The 1,175-nt window shown below is 63.4% G+C and carries 1 protein-coding gene; it reads right to left on the bottom strand.

Annotated features, from left to right (window positions below):
* The coding region (gene tuf, locus NKJ73_RS34025; protein WP_254817137.1) for an elongation factor Tu at positions 1–1,175 on the bottom strand (1,175 nt) is incomplete at its 3' end.

Raw genomic sequence — 1,175 nt, 5'->3', positions numbered from 1 at the left:
TACTCTTTGATGGTGACGACGATGCCGGCACCGACGGTGCGGCCGCCTTCACGGATGGCGAAGCGCAGCTTCTCTTCCATGGCGATCGGCACGATCAGCTCGACATCGACGGTGATGTTGTCGCCCGGCATCACCATCTCGGTGCCTTCCGGCAGCGACACGATGCCGGTCACGTCCGTCGTGCGGAAATAGAACTGCGGACGGTAGTTGGTGAAGAACGGCGTGTGGCGGCCGCCCTCGTCCTTGGTCAGGATGTAGGCTTCGGCAACGAACTTCTTGTGCGGCTTGACGGTGCCGGGCTTGGCCAGGACCTGGCCGCGCTCGACGCCTTCACGGTCGACACCGCGCAACAGCGCGCCGATGTTGTCGCCGGCCTGGCCCTGGTCGAGCAGCTTGCGGAACATCTCGACGCCCGTGCAGGTCGTCTTGGTGGTCGGACGGATGCCGACGATCTCCAGCTCCTCGCCGACCTTGACGACGCCGCGCTCGACGCGGCCGGTCACAACCGTGCCACGGCCCGAGATCGAGAACACGTCCTCGATCGGCATCAGGAACGGCTTGTCGAGCGGACGCACCGGCGTCGGAATGTAGGCATCGACCGCAGCCATCAGTTCGCGGATGGCGTCCTCGCCGATCTTCTTGTCGCTGTCTTCAAGTGCGGCAAGCGCCGAACCCTTGACGATCGGAATGTCGTCGCCGGGGAACTCGTTCTTGGTCAAAAGCTCACGCACCTCGAGCTCGACCAGTTCGAGCAACTCGGCGTCGTCGACCTGGTCGACCTTGTTCAAGAACACCACGATCGAGGGCACGCCGACCTGGCGGGCGAGCAGGATGTGCTCGCGCGTCTGCGGCATCGGGCCGTCGGCGGCCGACACCACCAGGATCGCGCCGTCCATCTGCGCAGCACCGGTGATCATGTTCTTCACGTAGTCGGCGTGGCCGGGGCAGTCGACATGGGCATAGTGGCGGTTGGCGGTCTCGTATTCGACGTGCGCCGTCGAAATGGTGATGCCGCGCGCCTTCTCTTCCGGCGCCGCATCGATCTGGTCGTAGCGCTTGTATTCGCCAAAATACTTGGTGATCGCCGCCGTCAGCGACGTCTTGCCATGGTCGACGTGACCAATCGTGCCAATGTTCACATGAGGCTTAGTGCGCTCGAATTTACCTTTTGCCAT

Source organism: Mesorhizobium sp. M0074 (genome assembly GCF_040322975.1).
In the GTDB taxonomy this organism is placed as follows: Bacteria; Pseudomonadota; Alphaproteobacteria; order Rhizobiales; family Rhizobiaceae; genus Mesorhizobium.
Note: the sequence above shows the minus strand (reverse complement) of the source record. Positions and strands in the feature narration are given on the sequence as shown.